Annotated in this window: 20 protein-coding genes and 1 tRNA gene; 1 reads left to right on the top strand and 20 read right to left on the bottom strand. The window is 66.6% G+C overall.

What is annotated here, in order from left to right; genetic code table 11:
* Positions 1-6: 6 nt before the first annotated feature.
* From ACLKOY_RS01465 to ACLKOY_RS01380, 18 genes are all read right to left on the bottom strand, one after another.
* Positions 7-360 carry a hypothetical protein gene (locus tag ACLKOY_RS01465; RefSeq protein WP_436452129.1) on the bottom strand — a complete coding sequence of 118 codons (354 nt, stop codon included), beginning with the start codon at positions 358-360 and terminating at the stop codon, positions 7-9.
* Entirely contained in the window at positions 357-2,195 is a 1,839-nt protein-coding gene (locus ACLKOY_RS01460; RefSeq protein ID WP_436452128.1) for a M23 family metallopeptidase, read from the bottom strand. The genes ACLKOY_RS01465 and ACLKOY_RS01460 overlap by 4 nt, the downstream gene beginning before the upstream one ends.
* Positions 2,186-3,607, bottom strand: coding sequence for a hypothetical protein (locus ACLKOY_RS01455; RefSeq protein WP_436452127.1), 1,422 nt, complete (start codon positions 3,605-3,607; stop codon positions 2,186-2,188). The genes ACLKOY_RS01460 and ACLKOY_RS01455 overlap by 10 nt, the downstream gene beginning before the upstream one ends.
* A 123-nt stretch (positions 3,608-3,730) precedes the next feature.
* Complete coding sequence (locus ACLKOY_RS01450; protein ID WP_436452126.1) at positions 3,731-4,084, bottom strand: hypothetical protein; 354 nt, start codon at positions 4,082-4,084, stop codon at positions 3,731-3,733.
* The gene (locus ACLKOY_RS01445; protein WP_367819864.1) at positions 4,081-4,464 is read right to left on the bottom strand and encodes a hypothetical protein; all 384 of its coding nucleotides are present in this window, start codon (positions 4,462-4,464) and stop codon (positions 4,081-4,083) included. Before ACLKOY_RS01445 ends, ACLKOY_RS01450 begins: the two co-directional genes overlap by 4 nt.
* Before the next feature lies 1 nt (position 4,465).
* On the bottom strand, positions 4,466-4,882 hold the full coding sequence (locus ACLKOY_RS01440; protein WP_436452125.1) for a hypothetical protein: 417 nt from the start codon (positions 4,880-4,882) through the stop codon (positions 4,466-4,468).
* 11 nt (positions 4,883-4,893) lie between these two features.
* Positions 4,894-5,283: a hypothetical protein gene (locus ACLKOY_RS01435; RefSeq protein ID WP_436452124.1), complete on the bottom strand. Its 390-nt coding sequence runs from the start codon at positions 5,281-5,283 to the stop codon at positions 4,894-4,896.
* Entirely contained in the window at positions 5,283-5,603 is a 321-nt protein-coding gene (locus ACLKOY_RS01430; RefSeq protein ID WP_436452122.1) for a hypothetical protein, read from the bottom strand. Before ACLKOY_RS01430 ends, ACLKOY_RS01435 begins: the two co-directional genes overlap by 1 nt.
* 2 nt (positions 5,604-5,605) lie before the next feature.
* Positions 5,606-7,405: a head maturation protease, ClpP-related gene (locus tag ACLKOY_RS01425; protein WP_436452121.1), complete on the bottom strand. Its 1,800-nt coding sequence runs from the start codon at positions 7,403-7,405 to the stop codon at positions 5,606-5,608.
* The gene (locus ACLKOY_RS01420) at positions 7,398-8,621 is read right to left on the bottom strand and encodes a phage portal protein (protein WP_436452120.1); all 1,224 of its coding nucleotides are present in this window, start codon (positions 8,619-8,621) and stop codon (positions 7,398-7,400) included. The genes ACLKOY_RS01425 and ACLKOY_RS01420 overlap by 8 nt, the downstream gene beginning before the upstream one ends.
* A 92-nt stretch (positions 8,622-8,713) precedes the next feature.
* Positions 8,714-10,027 (bottom strand): hypothetical protein, encoded by a 1,314-nt coding sequence (locus ACLKOY_RS01415; RefSeq protein WP_436452119.1) that lies wholly within the window; start codon positions 10,025-10,027, stop codon positions 8,714-8,716.
* 76 nt (positions 10,028-10,103) lie between these two features.
* On the bottom strand, positions 10,104-10,490 hold the full coding sequence (locus ACLKOY_RS01410) for a hypothetical protein (RefSeq protein WP_436452118.1): 387 nt from the start codon (positions 10,488-10,490) through the stop codon (positions 10,104-10,106).
* A gap of 175 nt (positions 10,491-10,665) precedes the next feature.
* On the bottom strand, positions 10,666-11,358 hold the full coding sequence (locus ACLKOY_RS01405) for an HNH endonuclease (RefSeq protein WP_436452116.1): 693 nt from the start codon (positions 11,356-11,358) through the stop codon (positions 10,666-10,668).
* The gene (locus tag ACLKOY_RS01400) at positions 11,351-11,548 is read right to left on the bottom strand and encodes a hypothetical protein (protein WP_436452115.1); all 198 of its coding nucleotides are present in this window, start codon (positions 11,546-11,548) and stop codon (positions 11,351-11,353) included. Before ACLKOY_RS01400 ends, ACLKOY_RS01405 begins: the two co-directional genes overlap by 8 nt.
* A complete protein-coding gene (locus ACLKOY_RS01395) occupies positions 11,545-12,057 on the bottom strand; it encodes a hypothetical protein (protein ID WP_436452114.1) in 513 nt (170 codons plus the stop codon). The genes ACLKOY_RS01400 and ACLKOY_RS01395 overlap by 4 nt, the downstream gene beginning before the upstream one ends.
* Positions 12,058-12,150: 93 nt before the next feature.
* The gene (locus tag ACLKOY_RS01390) at positions 12,151-12,471 is read right to left on the bottom strand and encodes a hypothetical protein (RefSeq protein WP_436452113.1); all 321 of its coding nucleotides are present in this window, start codon (positions 12,469-12,471) and stop codon (positions 12,151-12,153) included.
* The gene (locus ACLKOY_RS01385) at positions 12,468-13,091 is read right to left on the bottom strand and encodes a hypothetical protein (protein WP_436452112.1); all 624 of its coding nucleotides are present in this window, start codon (positions 13,089-13,091) and stop codon (positions 12,468-12,470) included. Before ACLKOY_RS01385 ends, ACLKOY_RS01390 begins: the two co-directional genes overlap by 4 nt.
* Positions 13,088-13,267: a hypothetical protein gene (locus ACLKOY_RS01380; RefSeq protein ID WP_436452111.1), complete on the bottom strand. Its 180-nt coding sequence runs from the start codon at positions 13,265-13,267 to the stop codon at positions 13,088-13,090. Before ACLKOY_RS01380 ends, ACLKOY_RS01385 begins: the two co-directional genes overlap by 4 nt.
* Before the next feature lie 95 nt (positions 13,268-13,362).
* On the opposite strand from ACLKOY_RS01380, the gene ACLKOY_RS01375 reads away from it, so the two are divergent.
* On the top strand, positions 13,363-13,671 hold the full coding sequence (locus tag ACLKOY_RS01375; RefSeq protein ID WP_367821320.1) for a helix-turn-helix domain-containing protein: 309 nt from the start codon (positions 13,363-13,365) through the stop codon (positions 13,669-13,671).
* On the opposite strand, the gene ACLKOY_RS01370 is transcribed toward ACLKOY_RS01375, so the two are convergent.
* Positions 13,633-13,705 (bottom strand) — tRNA-Asn (locus tag ACLKOY_RS01370). The two genes, ACLKOY_RS01375 and ACLKOY_RS01370, sit on opposite strands and share 39 nt — an antisense overlap.
* 96 nt (positions 13,706-13,801) lie before the next feature.
* Positions 13,802-14,575: an ATP-binding cassette domain-containing protein gene (locus tag ACLKOY_RS01365; protein ID WP_363570060.1), complete on the bottom strand. Its 774-nt coding sequence runs from the start codon at positions 14,573-14,575 to the stop codon at positions 13,802-13,804.
* Between the last annotated feature and the right edge of the window lie 24 nt (positions 14,576-14,599).

The raw sequence follows: 14,599 nt of genomic DNA, 5'->3' as shown, positions 1-14,599 counted from the left end.
GGTCTCCTACCAGATGAGTTCCGGCGCGGTGGCCGATGGGGTCGGGAAAGGTGTGGCGCGGGCGACGAGAGCGGCGTTCTCGTCGGGGATGAGGTAGTGAGTCGCGGTGGGCGCGTTGGGGCCGTCCCACACCCATTGCCCGGCTTCCAGGTGCACACACTTCGCGAGCCCGAGCTTCGTAGTGATCGCAGCGGTAACCGCGGCATTGGCGAGCGAGGCGAAAAGCGGGTCGCTGGCGTCGAACTTGTCATCGATGAAGCCGTCGATGTCTTCGGCCATCTGCTTCAGCTCGGGGCCGAGATTCTTGGCCTTGCTCGCCCCGTCGGGGTAGCGGATGCCGTGCGGGGTCACGCCGCTCATGCGGTGGCTCCAATCGTGATGTTGCCGAGATCGGCGAGGGTAATGTCGTCAGCGAAGTCCGCGATCGTCGGTTCGTCTCGGGTGACGAGACCGGCGACGGTGACGCCTTCGCCGTGACCGAGCGCCGGAGCGACTGTCGCATCGAGAGTCCAGCCGCCCTCGGCGTAAACGAGCGTGCCGCCGATGATCTGGTGAACCGCTGCCGCGTCGAGCATCGTGGCGAAGACAGAGCCAGGAAAGTAGAGCGGGACACGCGAAGTCTTGGTGTCGATGAATGCATCCGTGACCGTGTCGCTGTACTCGAAGTGTCGCCAGTCGAGGCGCAGCGGTGGCATCACGCTCTTACCGGTGAGCTGCCCGAGCGCGGCGGCGGTGCGCGCCGCGATCGCTGCGAGCTTGGAATCGTCGGCCGGCTCGGGTGCCGGCGGCGTCGCGCTCTGCCGGTCGGCCATCCAGATTTGGGGATCCATGTGCGCGCCGTTGACGTAGGTCTCCAGGTGCAGATGGTTTCCGCTCGAGTTGCCCGTCGTGCCGACGTAACCGAGCACGCTGTCGAGTGTGACCGCCTCTCCGATTGCGAGGGTGGACGGGTCGACCATGTGCGCGTACCGGGACGAGAGCCCGTCGCCGTGGTCGATGACGATGGTGTTCCCCCAGCCGCTGTGGAGTGTGGTCTTCTCGGAGACGACGCCAGGGCCGACGGGATGAATCGCCGCGCCGCCGATGTCCGGATATGAGAAGTCGAGTCCAGCGTGGAAGCTGTTCGTTTCCTCTCTCCAGCCGTAAGGGCTGTTCATGACCGAGAGCGGGAACGGGTACTCGTAGACCGCGCCGCCGGCGTCGGGCCGGTCGGGCGCAGTGAAAAAGTCGGTAGCGATTCGATGCTCGCGGCGTCCGCCGGCGATCATGTCGTACCCGGCGACGGCGTGCTCGACCACGTTCTCGTACTGGGAGATCGTGAATCCGCCGGCGCCGTCGTCAGCGATCGTGCTTCCGCCGGAGTGCGCGAGCACGATGTCGATCGCTTCGTCGATGCCCGTGGTGGCTTTGTAGCCATTCGGCACCGCGATACGTGACGCCGGGATCGCTTGGCCGCCGCTCGGAACTGTGATCGTCAGGGTGCCGGCGGCCCACGTCAGCGCGAGGCCGGCAGAGACGGCGGGGGTGCCGATCTGGATGGTGTTCGTGTGCGGGTCGAACATCGCGTGTCCGAGAGCATGGCCGGCGTAGAGGTTCTCGATGATCTCAAGAGCGGACTTCTCATCCGCCCACGTGGCGACTCTTACGCCGGGGTCGCCGTCGGGCAGGGGCGTCCATGCGATTCCGCCGGGGACGATCGCCCGAGCGCCCTGGTTGAGCACGTCGGTGAGTCGCTGCTCGGCAGAGCCGTTCGGCCAGTACCCCGGCCCGAGCGCGGGCACGAGCGGCCCGCCGGGGCCGGGGAGGACGACGCGCGCGAGGTCTGCGAGGCTGTCGGATGCGCTGACCGAGAGCCGCCATACCCGCCGGCGGTAGAACAGGTTCGGGTCAGTGATCCAGGCCACCTCGACGCCGTAGTGAGTCACGCGACCGCGGAAGATCACGCGCCGCGTGCCGTCGGCTGCCGGGCCACGGGAGATGATGACGGGCTCGCCGACGAGACTGGCGTAGCCGTCCAGGTGGCCGTCGGTGTCGATCAGCTCGAAGTATGCCTGTGCGGGTACGGCGCGGTCGGTGTGCGACTTCCGTCCCCATGTCAGGCGCACGCCGTCGATCCCGATCCGCTCGGCGAGCGTCCAGGCGTTCGAGACGACCGTCGAGCCGATCTGGATGCGGGGGGCGTCGGTCAGCGCCATGTCGTCCCCCCGCCGCCGGTGCGCTTGTCGTGCTCGCCGAGGATGCCCTTGAGCTGACGGGCGGCCGAGTCCACGTCCACGACACCGTTCACGGTCACGTTGTTGTTGGTGACGTTGTCGCCGGCGCGAGGCGCGCTGGTGGCGGCCCACGAGTCCCAGCCGCCGCCGCTGCTCGTTGCGGACGATGCGGGGGCGATGGTGCTGGCAGACATAGCCATCAGCGCCGGGGTGACCTCGGGGCCGCCTCCCCCATTGCCGCCGCCGCGGTGCGTGCGCGGCGTTTCGCCGGCGGCACCGAACAGTGAACCGATCCAGCCGATGGCGTCCTTGATCCAGCCGATGGCGGTGTCAATGGCGGCGATGATGTTGTCCCAGACTTCGCCGGCGACGCGTCCGACTTCCTCCCAGTTAGTGATGAGGAAGACGATCGCGGCCACGACAGCGGCGATCGCGAGGATGATGAGGCCGAGCGGGTTCGCGCTCATGGCGACGTTCCACGCGATCTGTGCCGCGGTGGCGATCGCGGCAATGGTGCGGTACGCCGAGATCGCGCCGTTGGCGATCAGGATCGCGCCGGCGAACGTCCCGAGCACCACGGCGAGAGCGGTGACAAGATCCGAGTTCTCGGCGACCCACAGGGCAACGTCGGCGAGCATGGTCGAGAACTGCGCCATGATCGGGAGCAGACGCTCCCCCAGCACGGCCATCGCGTTTTCGTACTGTGCGTTCGCGATCTGCTGCGAGCCGGCGGCGGTGTCCGTCTCGCGGGCAAACTGCCCGGTGACATCTGCCGTCTGCTTGGTGAGCAGCGCGAGCACGGCCTGAGTCTCGGCGGACTTCGCCGCTTCGCCCTCCAGGTCGGCCATGCCCATCGCGGCGAGCTGCGCGTTCACGTCGGCCTGCTTGATCGAGACACCAAACCTCTCGATCGGGTCGCGCTCACCGCGCAGCAGCGAGGCGAGCGCCGACACCGCGTCAGAGGTCGAGCCGCCGAACGTGGCGGCGAGATCCGCGCCGAGCGACACGAGATCGTCGGTCTGGCCGGCGAGGTCGTTCATGGGCACGCCCATGTTCTTGAGCTGCGAGCCAATGACGGATGACAGCTCCATGTACTGCGACTCGGCGAGCCCGACGTTCTCGGCCGCCTGGTCGGCCATCTTCTTGACCTCGTTGGCGTGGGTGCCGTAGACAGACTCGATCGCGCCCGTGGCCTGCTGGAGGTTCGATGCGCTCTGGCCGGCCTGATACGCGAGCGCGCCGATGCCAGCGGCGAGGATGGCCGCACCGCCGGCGGCCTTCCCCATTCCGTCATCGAACGCCGCGACCTGCTTGTTCGTCTCGGCGAACTCTCGGCCCGCCTGCTTGCCGTCCGCGATGATGCGGATGGCGAGAACAGCACTCTTGCCGGCCATTACCTCACCTCACTTTCCGGGCCTCGGCGCGCTCGTTGAGCAGCTCCACGAATGTCTCGATCACTTCGTCGTCGGCGTCGAGCAGATAGGGCATCGGCTGCCCCGTCTCGATCGCGATTTCGATCAGGAGCCGTGCTCGGCTCCCGGCGTGAAAGGGGCCACGTCGTCACCGCTCTCGCCGGCGATCGCCTGCTCGGGGGTGACGGGCTCGCCATCTTTCAGGTACGTGACATTCACCGCGCGATCGATGAACTGCTCGACGGTCTCGCTCTGCGGGATCGATCCCGAGCGGAGCAGCGCGAAGTAGGCCACGACGGTCGCCCACAGGATCGGAGCGTCAGACGATCCCGGCCAGCCCTTGCGCGCGCGGATCAGGTCGAACCGCACCATGTCTCGGTTGTCGCCCTCGACGGTGTACTCGATCGTGTCGTCGGTGCCCTCTCGCTCCAGCTCGACGGCCAGTGTCATGCGCTTCATGTTGTTCCCTTGACTTTCTCTAGAGTCGTGTCGATGTAGTCCTCGTAGACGCGAATCCAGCGACCTTCGCTGTCCTGTGCGCCTCGCGAGATGAATGGTTGAGCCTTGATGTGCCGGCGCCCCCAGCCCCAGTGGATGGGGCCGGCATACGGGACGCGGGCGAAGCCGGCGCGAACGATGCCGGCGGTCTTGGTGCCGGCTGCGCGAATCGTGTCGCGCAGCCGGCCGCTCTTGACCGGAGCGAGGGCGCTCGATGCCTTGGCGGCGATCTCTGCGGCCTCGCGGTGAGCTTTGGTGAGGTCTTGCAGGTCGTCGCCGGCTTGTCGGAGGGTGCGGCGCAGCTCGCGCCCTCCCTCGACTTTGTAGACCGGCGACGACATGTCAGACTCGCGCCTCGAAGACCGGAGGGCCGACGAGATCGAACGTGACCTCGGCGCTCGGCTTCGTCTTCACGTCGCCGCCGATCTCGATGGCTTCGACAACGAGCGTGCCAGTGATCTTTCGATCGAGGGTGTTGTTCGGCACGTACTCGAACGGGTGCTGCTCGCCCCGGTGTGCCCACAGCCATTCGGTGTTGGAATCGGCGTGGCCGAAGTCGGACTGCAGGGTGACGACGATGGTGTTCTCTTCGGTGCGATCGCCGGGAGCCTGCTCGCCCGACAGCACATCGATGGGGTCACCCTTGGTGACGTTCGGCACGAGCTTCGCGCCACGGATCTGACTCGAAAAGTTGGTGAGGGCGGCTTCCGAGCCGATGGTGAAACTGCCGGGGCCGACAGTGGGAGCCTTGACGGGCATGATTCCTGCTTTCAGTCGTCGATGAGAGTGTCGGGGTTGAGGTTGATCGTGTAGCCGGGCAGGGGTGCCGAGCCGGTCGGGGCGAACATGTCGCCCCGTGCGGTGGTCATGTCGAGCTTCCCGACGCGCAGCGCCTCGATGATCGAGTCGAGCGTTTCCCATGCGTGCAGGAGGTTGTCGGCGGGGCCGGCGATGACTGACAGCTCGTAAGTCGCCTCGGTGCTCGTGAACGTCTCGAAGGTGAGATCGGGCGGCGAGATCACGATGATGCCGTTTCGAGCACCAGACGCGATCTCGCGGGCGTCGAGCGTCACGGTCACCTTGTCGAGGCCGGCGTCAGCGAGCATCACGCGGAGCTGTGCCGCCTTCGTGTTGGCCTGGACGATGCGCGGGGCGACCATCAGAGCCCCATCACGAGATAGCGGCGCAGCAGCGGGTATGCCGCTGCCATCGGATCGCGGTTCAGGCGGAACATCTGCGGCTCGACACCCTCCATCGTGACGACACCGTTTCGGCTCGCCTTCCGGTAATAGAGATCTGCGCCGACTTCGAGCACGGCGCGCGCCACCACCTTGACCGGGACGCCGAAGGGGTTGCCGTCACCGATGAAGTCGGTGACCATCTGCGTTGCAACCTCCTCGGATTCCTTCGCGAATGGTGCGTCGGCCGAGACGGCTTGGACGTACCATTCGAGGGTGGTGGCGGGCGTCGGCTCGGGCATGCTCAGCCGCCGATAGCCGGCTCGACCTCGACGGCCTGGATGGCGTCGGGGAACTGCGATGCAGCGGCCAGGTAGCCGTACTGCGAGATCGCGTCCGTGAGGTTGACGACGTTCGAGTCCTGGAGGCGGAACGGTGCGCCGGGGCTCTCCCAGGTCGTGATGCCGAGACGGTCGTGGAATTCGACGGTGTTGGCGACCGCGCCGGGGAGAATGCGGAACTGGACGCTTGCCAGGTCGCCGGTGATCTCGCGCAGGTCGAGTTCGCCGATCTGGTTCATGCCGGTGCCCCAGACACGCATGAGGCTGTTGCCGTTGGTGTCCTCCAGCCGGATGAGGCGCTTGAAGACGTCCTTCGAGACGAGACCGCCGTCAAGGTTGAACGAGTTGTCGTCGAACAGGCCGGCGGCGTCGACGATGAGATCGAGCCACTCGTACGCGGTCGCGTCGGCGGCGATCGACAGCGTCGGGCCGGCGGCGATCTTCGTGGCGATGACCTCGCGGAGAAGGTCGCGGACGACTTCCTCAGTGGCGCGGGCGTACTCCAGCGTCATCGCCGTGTTCGCGGTCGAGATGTACGCGGCGCTGCCACGGTCGATCTGCTGGCGGGTCAGCTCGGTCCAGCCGCCGTACGTCTCGACCGGCGTCGAATCGCTCTTGAGCGACACCTTGCCCTTGACGAGATCCGCGCCCTCTGCGGTCTGCTTCGCCACAGCGATGCTGTTGGACTCGAGCTGGAGGTATTCCAGCGTCATGCCGTCAGCCGGGAGCGGCTGCGTCGAGAACTCGCCCATGATCTTCCGCGTGCGTCGGATCAGGTGGATGGCGTCGCGAATCCAGGTGTTTGGCTGCTTGTCGTCAGCAGTGGTCGAGCCGTCGTAGGCGGCGTGGGTCTCGTAGAAGGCCATCGCGTCAGTGGAGCCGCCGATGAGATCCTTGATGAAGTGGCCGAACGTCGGCCAGGTGGGGCCGGCGGTCGCTGCCGGGTTGGAGAACGTCGCGAGACGGGTGTCGAGCGTCCGGTTCTGCGACTCGGCGTGCTCAGACAGCGCCTGGTCGAGATCCGCGCGGGTGAGTTCGGACATGGGGCGTTCCTTTCGGTTTGACGCCATGGCGGCGACAGGGAGGGGTGCGGAGGCCGCTGCGCGGCCCGCGTGGGCGTACATGGACAGGTCGAACAGGTTCGAGACGGTGGCCTCGTCTTCGTCGGCGTCTTCGGCGTCGGCGTCTGTGCGGTCGGCGAGGCCGGCGGCTACTGCCTCGGCTGCGCTGTACCAGGTCTCGGCCTTCATGAGCGCGCGCCAGGCAGCTGCGTCGCCGCCGGCCTTCGCGGCGTACATCTCGGCGATGTTGCCGCTGATCCGGTCGAGGTCGTCGGCTGCGGCGAGCATGTCGTCGGCGTTGCCGATCGCCAGTCCCCACGCCTCGTGGATCATGAACTCGCTGTTCTCGGCCATGATCACCTCGTCGCCGGCGCACGCGATGAACGATGCGGCGGATGCGGCGAGGCCGTCCACCGTGATGATCACGCGGGCCTTGTGGCTGCGGAGGGCGTTGCGAATGGCGATGCCGTCGTAGACGTTGCCGCCGGGGCTGTTGACGTAGACGTTGAGGGTGTCCACGTCGAGATCGCGGATCGCCGGCACCATTTCGGCGGCGTCGATGCCGCCCCAGTAGCCGCCGATCGCGCCGTACAGGTGCAGGTTGCCGGTGCGGGTGTCGTCGTCGGTGGCGACGTTCCAGCGCGACTCAAGGCCGGCGGCGAGGGCGGCGAACTTGTCGCGCGCGGTGGTCAGGTCAGGCATTCGCGGCCTCCGGGGTTTTGGTCGTCGTCTTGCGGGCGTCGAGTTCGGCGCGCTGCGCGTCGGTGAGGGGTGCCATGCCTTCGAGGGCTCGCACCTCGTCGGCGGTCGCCCAGCCCTTCTGCGGGTCGAGCGACATGCCGTGCGCCTCGTAGCGGGTCTTGGTGTCGGAGCGCAGCAGCGCGTCGATCTTGAATCGGGCGGTCTGCTTGCCGGGGAGCAGCTCGGTCAGCGCTTCCTCGATCTCGCGGAGCGGCTTCATGAGGCTGAATCGGACGTATCCGATCCATTCCTGCTCGACGTTGCTGTAGGTCTCGCTGGAGCCCTCGACGGCCACGAGCATGATCGACGCCGGCGCACCGATCAGGCGCGCCATCTGGATCGTGGAATACTGCTGGGTTTCCAGGAACTGCACGTCCGACGGCTTGAGCAGCAGCGGCGTGTAGCTCAGCCCCTTGCCGAGCACGCGCAGCCGTTCGCCGATGGCCTTGTCGGGGGCATCCGTGATCGTCGTGCCGTCGGGGTTGCGCCCGTACCAGACGTTCTTGTACTTCGTGGTGTCGCCCGGGGCGAGTTCCTGATCGGTGGACAGCACGCCGTCGGGCATGTTCGAGTCGGTGAGCCACATCGCGCCGTAGTCGCGGGCGTCGAGCGCGCCGCGCACTTCGATCTGCGCGGCCTGGATCGGGCCGAGCCCGCGGCGCAGGCCGGGGATGCGGAGCAGCTGGAGGTGCTTCACGTCGCGGCGGGTGAGCTTGAGGCCGCGCCATCCGAACGTGACTGTCTCGTTGTTGTGGCGGTCGTACTCGACGTTCACGGAGACTTCGTGAGGGTTGAGGGCCACGAGGTTGACCACCTGGCCGGCTTCGTTGCGGATGATGCGCCAGAAGGCGTTGCCGTCCACGTAGAGCGACACGACGGTGTACTCGATGAACGCGGATCGCGTCTCGTCGATGTCGGGGCGCTGCACCAGCGCCGGCGTGGGGATGATCTCGCCGTCGCGCTCGACAGCGATCGAGAGTTGGCAGGCGGCGGTCGCGTGAATCTGAATGCCGCGATAGACCGTCGAGAGGGAGAGGGCACGTTCCGTCGTCACCGCCGCCTGCCGCTGCCGTCCATCGGGGAACACGTCGGGGTAGCCGGCTGGGGCATCCGGTACCTCATTGAGCCACTTCGCGGCCTTGATGACCGCCTCGCGGACTGTGCTGATGAACGACATGGCCACGACTCTGACGGCGAGCGGACGCGACCCCCAAGAATCGCGACCACTCGCGACCGGTCACGACATCTCGTGACCGGTCGTGACCGATCTCAGCCGAGCTGGAAGGCGCGCACGGCGGGCAGGTGATGGATGCCGTAGCTGCCGAGATTCGCGGACTCCAGAGCACTGATCGAGCCGACGGAGGCACGCCGGCCAAACAGCCATGTGCCATCGCCCGAGAATCGCTTGGTGGCAAGCTCTGCCGCCGCGTCAAGCTTCGGGTGAGGCCGATAGCGCCACGTCGGGCCGGACGGGTTCTGGATGCCGGATACGGTGCCTTGCGTGGCTGCGACCGCGTCGGCGGTCTTGACCGGGATCAGCTCGAAGCCGTCGCGTTCGGCTTCGTCGTGCAGCGCAGCGGACGGGCCATAGGGGTCGATGATGAATCCCGCGTCGGGGTACTTCGCGCGCAGCTCGCGCAGCTTGTCGAGCGCGCCGTAGGTGTGCTCCATCCATCCGCCCTTGACGACGGCCGATAGCGTGCCGGGGCCGTGGAGCTGCGTTGCGGTGATCGTCGTGTCCACGCCGTCGACGCCGACTGCTGCGGCGAAGCACACGCGACCGGGTGCCGGCGGCGTGGGATCGTTCCACGCGGCGCGCTTCCAGGGCTCGACCGGGATGACGCGTTCAGTCGCGCCGGTGCGGCGGTTGCCGAACGCGCGGGCGAATTCGCCGGGAGAGTCGGCGAACTCGGCTCGGAACGCGTCGAGGCCTTCACGCGTGAACAGAAACCCAGAGCCGGGGTGGCGCTCATAAATCCGGTCGAGGTCGAATGGGTCGTCGTCCTCCAGGATGCCCCAATCGAAGAATGCGACCGTGGGGTCAGGCTCGGCGCTGCGGCACTCCTCGAGCAGCGCATTCAAGGCCGTCGATTCGACAGTGCCTTCCGTCGAGAAGATCCACGTTTGGGGGCGCTGACCGGTGACCATCTGCCGGGTGAGCTTGGTGGCGCTGAACGACTGGCGCAGCACCGCGTACTGCTGACTCGTCCAGTACCAGAACTCATCGAGGCTGACCTTGTCGGCCTGCTTGCCGTCGAGCGCACCTTCGACCGGGGCGAACGGTCGGAACTTCGAGCCGTTGACGAACGGCAGGGCTGCGGAGCCGTTCGAGCGGCGAGCGACCGGCGCGAGCTGCCGGATGCCGCACTCTTCCCAGAGCTCGACCATCTCAAGGAACTTCTCGGTGGCGTGCTGGCCACTCTGCGCGGTGTACCACGTGCGTCGCTTCTTGCCGAGTAGGGCGTTCTGGATCGATGACGCGAGATCAAGGGTCGTCTTGCCCGCTTGGCGGGGCACGGTGATGACGATCGTCGAGTACACGAACAGGCCGAAGCTATCGACCTCCAGGGCGACATCGGCCACATACCGCTGCCACGGAAGCAGCGGTTGTCCCATCTCGGCGGCGGTCGCCGCGAGCTTCGCGCCATGGGTGGCGCGCTCATAGTTCCGCGGGGTCACCTTCCGGGGCGGCGTCAAATTGTGCGGGAGCCTCAAAAGCGTCAAGGAGTCGCCTCATTTCGGGAGTGAGTTTGCCGTCGTCGACCGTCTCGTCGGCGGCTGCAGCCGGCGCGAGCTGCATCATGATCGCGACGAGCTGCTGCACGTCGTTGGCCACAGAGCGGCCTTTGTTGTTCCCACGGTCGATGCTGATGGCGAGGGCGATGGCCGCCTGGGAGAGCGTGCGGCGGATGCCGCTCAGCGGGTTCTCGGCAGATATCTCAGCGATCGCCGCGCGTGTCTCCGATTCGGTCGCGCCTTGGCCATAACCCGGCTGGATCGGCGCGTTTTGGCCTTCGATTTCGAGGCCTGAGAGCATCGAACTCATGGCCGCGCTCGCTTTCTTTTTTCTGGGTTGACCTGGGGAGATGAGGACGGTGGACGCGGGGCTTCCGTGCGTTCACTGTCGGAAAAACGGCCTCTCGGACAGGTGCACGCGCACAGCTCGCATCCGGTGCGGTCGTGGTACTGAACGCCGTGCACGCATGACACACACGACTCGCTCACCAGTCACCGCCTGCTGCTGGGGCTTGAGGCGTGGCGAGCATGGCCGCGACTGATACCTCGGGGTCTTGGTGGGTGGCGTACCAGCGCTCAACATGGTGCATCATCGCGGCAGGGCGCATGGTGCGGGCGCGCTGCTCGACGATGGCGCGGCCTGGGTCGATGGTCTCGATGCGCCAACCTAGGGCTCGGTACTCGGCGAGGTCGTCGGGCTGGGGTATGGCGTGGATGAGCCATACGGTGATGCGCTCGCGCAGGCGGGTAGCTCGGCGGATGGCTGCCTTGCGTGCTGCGATCGCGACGTGTCGGACGTGCTCGGGGTAGTCGTGTGAGCTGTCGGGGTCGAGGGGCATGAGGGCGCGGGCGATGCGATCCATGTCGATGATCACGTCGGTGGGGCGTGCGTGCTGGAGCACGTATGTGGTCTTGCCTGCCGCCGGCGGGCCGGTGACGACGATGACCGCTGCACCATAGCCGCTGATGACGCGATCCTGCCGCTTGCTGTTGCACGACTTGCAGGCGGGGCGCATGTTCTCCAGCGTGTCCGGGCCGCCGGCGGCATGCGGGATGACGTGATCCTTCGTCGTCGCGATGCCGGTGCACCCTGGGAGCTGGAGCCAGCACACGCGGCCGTACGTCTCCAGCACGAGCCGGGTGAGGCTCTGAGACGCGCGCCCGCCGCGCCTACCCACGGTCACGCCTCGCTGCGCACCATGCGTGCACGTCAACCCACGCATAGCGGATCTCGCGGCCTACCGTGAGGAACTTCGGGCCGGTGCCGTCGCGGCGCATCGTGCGCAGCTTGCGGGCACCCTGAGAGCCGAGCTGGAGCCATTCGGCGAGCTGCTCGGGTGTCGCCCATGCGCGGCGCGTCTCGATCATCGTGCCATCGCCTCGCTCTCGGTGGCCCACTCGTCGCCGAGCAGGTCGAACAGTGTGTGCTCGGCAGGCTCAGGAACGTAGCCAGCGATGATCTCGAACGAGACCGGATATCGGATATCGCCTGTCGTCGGCCACGTCCACGAGCCCTGATTGTTCGGGCGGGCGGCATCCGCAAGCCAGTACTTCGTGCCGATCTGGACGTCGAGCAGCGAGCCGCCGAGCTTGCGTGCGTACTCGTTCACGTCGTACTCGGTGATGCCACGCACGACAAGCGGGCCCGAGCCGATGATCATGCCGCGCCAGGGCGTGAAGTAGGCGACGACATCGCCGAGCTGCGGCGCGACCTGATGCGCCGATGCGCGGTGCTCCTGAACGGCGTGGGCGTTCTCGCCGAGGATGCGTTCGCGGTCGTCTCTCCAGTCAAGCTCGATGGGACGGAGCAGGGTGGCGATGTGCATCCCGCAATCGGGGCAGAACGGCTGCAGCACGGTCGTGGCGTACTCGTTCATCGCTGGCCCTTCGTGTTGGGGCGGCGTTCGAGCCACCAGACGGCGAGCCACGCGAGGGCGGCTACTGGCATTCCGATTTCGAGCGGGATGAGGTCAGGCATCGTTCGCGCCGTTCTGTCGCTTCTGCGGGGCTTTGAGCGAATCGCGAAGGCGACGTGCCCCGGCGACTCGGCCGAGCGCTTCCCTCGATGCTTCGGTGAACGCTTCCGCCTCGGCGACGCTGATCGCTCCCGAGAGGATGTATCGCGCGGTCGTGGCGAGCTGTCGTGCGCTGCGTCGGCAGTCGGCTTGCGCCTGGCCTGTCCAGAGCGTCGATTCGATGGTGAATGCGTCGGATGCATCCCAGAGCTTCGCCGAGAGTGCGAGGCGGTCTGCGAAGCCGATGCGGTTGTCGGCGGGGGCGGTGGTGGTCATGAGGCTTCTCCCAGAGTCAGAGCTGCGGGGCATCCGCGCTCGCAGTGACGGTCGTCGATGAGCGGGTGTCCGCAAGCGCCGTGAGCGAGTCGGCGCTGGGAGTTATCCACAGGCCTCTCTGTGGTTGCGCTGGGACGGGTTTTTTTATTGTTCTTAAGTTGGTCTTCTTTAGTCGTTGGGTTAGCCGACGCGGTTGAGCCGTCGTCGGTCGAACCGTCGTCGGGAAATCCGCCACGGTCTGACCTGGGGTTTTCCAAACCGGGCAGAACCGGCGGCACAGCGTTATTCACAGGCTCGAACGGGTCGAGAAGTGTCCATGTTGTGCCACCGAACTGTCCGCGTCGGCGTGTCTTGGAGCGGCGCAGATAGCCGTAGTGCTCCAGCTCGTTGACCATGCGACGGATGGCGTCTTTGCCTTCCGTGCCGGCTGACACCAGACCGGCAATGCTCACGTCATAGCCTGCGTCATGCGTCATGAGTTCAGCGAGCAGTCCGCGAGCACTGCGGGATAGCCGGCGGTCGCGCAGCCACGTGTTCGGCAACTGCGTGAAGTCACGCTCGAAGCGCATCTTCGCGCGATGCAAGGTGCCCTGGTTCGGGTACGTGGCCTGGTCGGTCACTTGGCGTCCTCCGGTGCCGACTGCTCGATGTCGTCGCGGTCGAACAGATACGCACCGGTAGCCGGTGACAGCTTCTGCACGGGGACGATTGAGCCGGCCTTCACGCGGCGAAGAAAGACGCTGCGGTCGATGCCAAGGATGATCGCTGCTTCAGCCGATCCGATGAGCTTTGCCATGTCATACAGCATTGCCCAATGAGCAGGCAAACTTAGGCATTGCCTATCCGCGCGGCGTGTTGCATAAGTTGAGGCATAGGTGCCAAGATCGAGCTATGTCGATGCAACCCATGAACGCTGAACGTTACGAGTTTGATGCTGCTGACCGCATCCGGCGCGCGATGCGAGTAGCCGACGTTGGAGTCACCGAGCTTGCGAAGGCGCTCGACGTGAACCGCAACACGGTCGGCAACTGGATCAACGGCCACACGATCCCGCGTAGGCGCGATCTGATGGCGATCGCTATGCGTACGGGTTTTCCGCTGGCCTGGCTCGAAACAGGCGAGGCCCCTCACGATGGAGGGACCTCGCCTGGAGGGGGATTGCTCCCCGGCTTGGACTCGAACCAAGAACCTGCCGGTTAACAGCCGGCTGCTCTGCCAATTGAGCTACCGAGGAATGTGCTCCGCTGCGCGGGCAACTCGTCAATCCTAGCAAACTCCAGAGCGTGGTCGTGACACGGGCCGCAGGTCGGGCGTGTCGTCGGCAACCCTGTCAGTGCCCGGAATCCGCCTCGGCATTGGGGGCCCACAGCAGGTCCTTGCCGACACCGCGCGCGACCACATGACCGCCGCGCAGCATCAGCGTCTCGGCGTTCAGCTCGCGGATGAAATCGGCGTCGTTCGTGACCAGCAGCGCCCCCATCCCCTGCTCCTTGCGGCGTCGGGTGATCGCGTCGAACACCACGGGGCGGACCTCGAGATCGAGGTTGGCGAGGATCTCGTCGGCGATGAGCACCCGGGGCTCGAGCACGAACGACCTGGCGATCGCGACGCGCTGGCGCATGCCTGCGCTCAACTCATAGGGGAACTTCGATGCCGTGCCGAGCGGCAGGTGCAGCTCATCGAGGAGCGTCGCGACTCGGATGGACAGAGCTTTGGTGTTCACCCGCTTCTCGCGGATCAGGATCGGCTCGGAGATGACCTCGCTGACCGTGAGCTGGGGAGGAAGGTCGGCGCCGGCACCCTGCGGCACGAAACCGGTGCGGTAGGTGAGCACGCGATGCTTGCGACCCGGCCGGCGGATGTCGACACCGCAGACCTGTGCACTGCCGCCCACGACCCGGACGGACGGATCGGTCGAGCCCGCCAGTGCGGCGACCAGAGTGGACTTGCCCGAGCCGGTCGGGCCGGCGACGCAGATGAGTTCACCCGGCGCGAGCGAGAAGCTGACCCCGTCGATGGCGCGGGTCGGGCCGCTGTGCCCGATGCGGTCGATCACCAGATCTGAGCTGTCGATCGCATTGGTCGATTCGGGCCGAGAGAACATTCTTCCATCCTGCCCTGCCGCGCC

The organism is Microbacterium sp. K2, assembly GCF_051365005.1.
In the GTDB taxonomy this organism is placed as follows: Bacteria; Actinomycetota; Actinomycetes; order Actinomycetales; family Microbacteriaceae; genus Microbacterium; species Microbacterium foliorum_B.
This window is presented reverse-complemented; position numbering and strand designations above follow the sequence as displayed.

Bases quoted from the DNA above. Each gene is read 5' to 3' on its own strand.
- ACLKOY_RS01435 (WP_436452124.1), bottom strand. From the start codon at position 5,283: ATGGTCGCCCCGCGCATCGTCCAGGCCAACACGAAGGCGGCACAGCTC.
- ACLKOY_RS01450 (WP_436452126.1), bottom strand. From the start codon at position 4,084: ATGAAGCGCATGACACTGGCCGTCGAGCTGGAGCGAGAGGGCACCGAC.
- ACLKOY_RS01430 (WP_436452122.1), bottom strand. From the start codon at position 5,603: ATGCCCGAGCCGACGCCCGCCACCACCCTCGAATGGTACGTCCAAGCC.
- ACLKOY_RS01440 (WP_436452125.1), bottom strand. From the start codon at position 4,882: ATGCCCGTCAAGGCTCCCACTGTCGGCCCCGGCAGTTTCACCATCGGC.
- ACLKOY_RS01455 (WP_436452127.1), bottom strand. From the start codon at position 3,607: ATGGCCGGCAAGAGTGCTGTTCTCGCCATCCGCATCATCGCGGACGGC.
- ACLKOY_RS01400 (WP_436452115.1), bottom strand. From the start codon at position 11,548: ATGATCGAGACGCGCCGCGCATGGGCGACACCCGAGCAGCTCGCCGAA.
- ACLKOY_RS01465 (WP_436452129.1), bottom strand. From the start codon at position 360: ATGAGCGGCGTGACCCCGCACGGCATCCGCTACCCCGACGGGGCGAGC.
- ACLKOY_RS01445 (WP_367819864.1), bottom strand. From the start codon at position 4,464: ATGTCGTCGCCGGTCTACAAAGTCGAGGGAGGGCGCGAGCTGCGCCGC.
- ACLKOY_RS01420 (WP_436452120.1), bottom strand. From the start codon at position 8,621: ATGTCGTTCATCAGCACAGTCCGCGAGGCGGTCATCAAGGCCGCGAAG.
- ACLKOY_RS01410 (WP_436452118.1), bottom strand. From the start codon at position 10,490: ATGAGTTCGATGCTCTCAGGCCTCGAAATCGAAGGCCAAAACGCGCCG.
- ACLKOY_RS01460 (WP_436452128.1), bottom strand. From the start codon at position 2,195: ATGGCGCTGACCGACGCCCCCCGCATCCAGATCGGCTCGACGGTCGTC.
- ACLKOY_RS01365 (WP_363570060.1), bottom strand. From the start codon at position 14,575: ATGTTCTCTCGGCCCGAATCGACCAATGCGATCGACAGCTCAGATCTG.
- ACLKOY_RS01375 (WP_367821320.1), top strand. From the start codon at position 13,363: ATGTCGATGCAACCCATGAACGCTGAACGTTACGAGTTTGATGCTGCT.
- ACLKOY_RS01390 (WP_436452113.1), bottom strand. From the start codon at position 12,471: ATGACCACCACCGCCCCCGCCGACAACCGCATCGGCTTCGCAGACCGC.
- ACLKOY_RS01380 (WP_436452111.1), bottom strand. From the start codon at position 13,267: ATGGCAAAGCTCATCGGATCGGCTGAAGCAGCGATCATCCTTGGCATC.
- ACLKOY_RS01425 (WP_436452121.1), bottom strand. From the start codon at position 7,405: ATGCCTGACCTGACCACCGCGCGCGACAAGTTCGCCGCCCTCGCCGCC.
- ACLKOY_RS01395 (WP_436452114.1), bottom strand. From the start codon at position 12,057: ATGAACGAGTACGCCACGACCGTGCTGCAGCCGTTCTGCCCCGATTGC.